This window comes from Streptomyces sp. HSW2009, from assembly GCF_040240285.1.
In the GTDB taxonomy this organism is placed as follows: Bacteria; Actinomycetota; Actinomycetes; order Streptomycetales; family Streptomycetaceae; genus Streptomyces.
Genome location: NZ_JBEHZD010000612.1, coordinates 1 through 4248, shown reverse-complemented (window position 1 = coordinate 4248; position 4248 = coordinate 1). Strand labels below are relative to the sequence as shown.

General features: G+C 77.7%; 3 protein-coding genes and 1 pseudogene. 3 read left to right on the top strand and 1 reads right to left on the bottom strand.

Annotated elements, in window-relative coordinates:
* The 3 genes and pseudogenes from AAHZ94_RS29485 to AAHZ94_RS29475 all read left to right on the top strand — a co-directional run.
* Nucleotides 1-238, top strand: a pseudogene (locus AAHZ94_RS29485) (energy-coupling factor transporter transmembrane protein EcfT); the annotation flags it as partial.
* Complete coding sequence (locus AAHZ94_RS29480) at nt 235-1995, top strand: ABC transporter ATP-binding protein (protein WP_349996732.1); 1761 nt, start codon at nt 235-237, stop codon at nt 1993-1995. The pseudogene AAHZ94_RS29485 and the gene AAHZ94_RS29480, both read left to right, overlap by 4 nt.
* Nucleotides 1992-2963, top strand: coding sequence for an ECF transporter S component (locus tag AAHZ94_RS29475; RefSeq protein ID WP_349996730.1), 972 nt, complete (start codon nt 1992-1994; stop codon nt 2961-2963). The genes AAHZ94_RS29480 and AAHZ94_RS29475 overlap by 4 nt, the downstream gene beginning before the upstream one ends.
* A 188-nt stretch (nt 2964-3151) precedes the next feature.
* Here AAHZ94_RS29475 and AAHZ94_RS29470 read toward each other — a convergent pair whose 3' ends face one another.
* Nucleotides 3152-3607 carry a GNAT family N-acetyltransferase gene (locus tag AAHZ94_RS29470; protein ID WP_349996728.1) on the bottom strand — a complete coding sequence of 152 codons (456 nt, stop codon included), beginning with the start codon at nt 3605-3607 and terminating at the stop codon, nt 3152-3154.
* Nucleotides 3608-4248 lie beyond the last annotated feature (641 nt).

The window sequence follows — 4248 nt, the reverse complement described above, 5'->3', positions numbered from 1 at the left end:
GCACCCGCCCGCCGTGCCGCTGACCGCGCCCACGCTGCCGCTGTGGCCGGCGCTCTCGGTGCTGGTCGGGCTGGTGCCCGCCTGGGTCGCGCCGGCGCCACCCGGCCGGGCGGACGCCGGGCCGCGCCGAGACGCGGCCGATCCCGCAGCCGAGCCCCCGCACCGCGCCGATCGGCGCCCCGCCCCCCGGGGCGCGTCGCACGGCCCGCTGCCCGCACCGAAGGAGACCGAGCGGTGATCCGCTTCGACCGGGTGTCCGTCCAGTACGACGGCGCCGCCGCACCCGCCCTGCACGGCGTGGACCTGACCGTGGCCGAGGGCGAGTTGTGTCTGCTCGTCGGCCCGTCCGGGGTCGGCAAGTCCACCCTGCTGGGCGCCGTGTCCGGCCTGGTGCCGCACTTCAGCGGCGGCACCCTGCACGGCACTGTGACCGTGGCCGGCCGCGACACCCGCACCCACCGGCCGCGGGAACTCGCCGACGTGGTGGGCACCGTGGGCCAGGACCCGCTGGCCCACTTCGTCACCGACACCGTCGAGGACGAACTCGCCTACGGCATGGAGTCGCTGGGGCTGCCGCCGGAGACGATGCGCCGCCGGGTGGAGGAGACGCTCGACCTGCTGGGCCTGGCGCCGCTGCGGGACCGGCCGATCTCCGAGCTGTCCGGCGGCCAGCAGCAGCGGGTGGCCATCGGTTCGGTGCTCACCGCGCACCCGCGGGTGCTGGTCCTGGACGAGCCGACGTCCGCGCTCGACCCGGCCGCCGCCGAAGAGGTGCTGGCCGTGCTGCAACGCCTGGTGCACGACCTGGGCACCACCGTGCTGCTGGCCGAACACCGGCTGGAGCGGGTGGTGCAGTACGCGGACCAGGTCGTGCTGCTGCCCGAGCCGGGGGCCGCGCCGGTGGTGGGCGAGCCGGCCGAGGTGATGGCGGTGTCGCCGGTGTACCCGCCGGTGGTGGGGTTGGGGCGGCTGGCCGGCTGGTCACCCCTGCCGCTCTCGGTCCGCGACGCGCGCCGCAAGGCGGGGCCGTTGCGCGAACGGCTGACCGGGGCCGGGGGCGGGCCGCTCGTACCACCCGCGCCCGGTGGGGCGACCCGCGGGACGGCCGGTGGGACCACTGACGGGGCGGCCGGTGTGGCCAATGACGGGGCGGCCGGGGCGCGCGCACCACGCCCGCCCGGCGGGCCCGTACCCGCCGTACCCGTACCGCTCGCACCGCCCGCGCCCGGCGCCGAACCCGTCGGCCGGGCCGTCGGCCTGTCCGTGCGCCGGGGCCGGGTCGACGCGCTGCGCGGGGTCGACCTGACCGTGCGGCCGGGCGAGACGGTGGCGCTGATGGGCCGCAACGGGGCCGGCAAGTCCACGCTGCTGTCGGCGTTCGTGGGCCTGCACGAGCCGACGGCCGGCACGGTACGGGTCGGCGACGCGGTGCCGCACCGCACCCGACCGGCCGAACTGCTGCGCCGGGTGGGCCTGGTGCCGCAGGAGCCGCGCGACCTGCTGTACGCGGACGCGGGCGGGGCCGAGTGCACGGCCGCCGACCAGGACGCGGGCGCCCCGCCCGGCACCTGTCGGGCGCTGGTGAGCGGGCTGCTGCCGGGCGTCGCCGACCAGACCCATCCGCGCGACCTGTCCGAGGGGCAGCGCCTCGCGCTCGCCCTGGCCGTGATCCTCACCGCACGGCCGCCGCTGCTCCTGCTCGACGAGCCGACCCGCGGCCTGGACTACGCGGCCAAGGCCCGCCTGGTGCGGGTGCTCCGCGCGCTGGCGGCCGACGGCCATGCGATCGTGCTGGCCACGCACGACGTGGAGCTGGCGGCCGAACTGGCGCACCGGGTGGTGATCCTCGCCGACGGCGAGGTAGTGGCCGACGGCCCGACCGCCGAGGTCGTCGTCTCCTCCCCCGCCTTCGCACCCCAGGTCGCCAAGGTCCTCGCCCCGCTCCCCTGGCTGACTGTCCCGCAGGTGGCGCACGCCCTGGGGGACCCCGCATGACGGGGCGGTACGGGGCGGCTGCGGGCGACGGCTCGCCGGGGCGCCGCGACGGGGCCGACCCCGACGGTGCGGCCGACGGGGCCGAGCGGCCGGGAGTGGCGGAGCGGCCCGAGCCGCCGAAGGGGCGGGCGGCCCGGCCCCGAGCCGGCCAGCGGCAGGCGCGGCCGATCCGGCTCGGGCCCCGTTCGGTGGCCGCGCTGGTGCTGGTCAGTGCGATCGGAGTGGCCGCGTTCGGCTGGCCGCTGCTGGCCGACTCCGAGTCCGGGCTCGCCCACTCGCGGGACGCGCCGTGGCTGTTCGCCGCGCTGCTGCCGCTGCTGCTGGCCGTGGTGGTGGCCACGATCGCCGACACCGGCATGGACGCCAAGGCGATCGCGATGCTCGGGGTGCTGGCCGCGGCCGGCGCCGCGCTGCGCCCGCTGGGCGCCGGCACCGCGGGCATCGAGCCGATGTTCTTCCTGATGGTGCTCTCGGGCCGGGTGCTCGGACCCGGCTTCGGGTTCGTGCTCGGTGCGGTGGCCATGTTCGCCTCGGCGCTGCTGACCGGCGGCGTCGGCCCGTGGATGCCGTTCCAGATGCTGTCGATGGGCTGGGTCACGATGGGCGCCGGGCTGCTGCCGGGCCCGCACCGACTGCGCGGCCGGGCCGAACTGTGGCTGCTGGCCGGCTACGGGGCGGTGGCCTCCGCGCTGTACGGGCTGGTGATGAACCTCCAGGGCTGGCCGTACATCGGCGGCCTCGGCTCCAGCATCTCCTTCGTGCCGGGCGACCCGCTGCCCGAGAACCTGTCCCGCTTCCTCGCGTACCACCTGGCCACCTCGCTCGGCTGGGACCTGCCGCGCGCCGTGCTGACGGTCGTCCTGGTCCTCACCCTGGGCGGCACCGTCCTGGCGGCCCTGCGCCGCGCCACCCGGCGCGCCGCCTTCGACGCACCGGTGGCCTTCCGGCCGCACGAGCCGGCGCCGTAGCGGATCGCCCGCACGGGGCCGCTCCGGGCGGGGTGGGTCGGGCGGGGTGGGTCGGGCGGGGCATCGGGCGGGGGCCTCGGCCCGGACCGCCGGGCAGGCGGCGTCCGACGCGAACGCGCCAGCCCGCGGCGAACGCGTCAGCCGGGGCGAATGGGTCAGCCGGGGCGAACGCGTCAGCCCACCACGCATCAGTCCAGGTCGAAGGAGAGTTCCGGCCGGTCCCAGCGGACGGCCGGTGGGTTGGCGCGGCGAGTGCCGGTGCGGCGGGCGCCGACGCTGCGGTAGAAGCCCTCGGCCGGCGGGTGCGCGACGACGCTGACGCTGGTCAGGCCGTACGACCTGGCCTCCGCCTTCATGTGGTCGGCCAGCCGGCGGCCGATGCCGAGCCCCTGCGCCCCGTCGGCCACGAACATCAGGTCGAGCTCGGGCGGGTCCAGGACCAGGGCGTAGAAGCCGAGCAGCCGGTCCGTGCCGTCCACGGCCACGAAGACCCGGTGCGCCGCGATGTAGTCGGCGCCCACCCGGTAGCCCTCGACCATCGCCGCGTACTCCCCCCGGTACGCGCCGGACCGTCGCACCAGCCTCGTCAGCCGTCTGGCGTCACTAGCCGTGGCGCGTTCGATCCTGATGTCCGTCGCCCGCATGGCCCCACTCCCGCTCGTCCCGGCCCACCCGGGCCTCCCACCGGCCGACGGGAGACCAGTGGCCCCGCGGTCGGGGGCGCAACACCGGCAAGGCAATGCCTCGATCAGCTCGCAGCGTATGCGGAGCACAGACCGACGGCGCACCGGGGGTGGGCGGCTACCGCGGCGCACGGACCGCCGGGTACGTGCCCCGCGGCGGGCGGCGGCGGGCCCGGACCGGCAACTGGGTGCGGCCCGGACGGGTGCCCGGGAGAGCAGCACGACCGCGAAAGCCTCGGCCGTGTCTCCCCGGTTCCGCGCCGGCGAGCGTCCTGCCCGCCCCGGCCCAGCACGGCACGGGCGCCACCGATGGGGCCGTCGAGGGGGCCATCGAGGTGAAAGTGCGGGTCGACGCCGACCCGCGGCTGCGCCGGAACGCGGGCCAGCGAGCACGGCCCGAGCACGTACGTCATCGGCCGCGAGGTTCCGCGAGGGCGCGCGGGCCCCGTCGGAGGGCTGGCCCGGCGTGCCGGCCAGCCCGCCGAACGGCGCAGCATACGGCGGAACGGGGCACGACGAGGGAACAGGGCGGGGGAAACAGGGCGGGACGGGGCGGGGGAAGCGGGGCGGGACGGGCGGGGGAAACGGGGCGGGACGGGGCG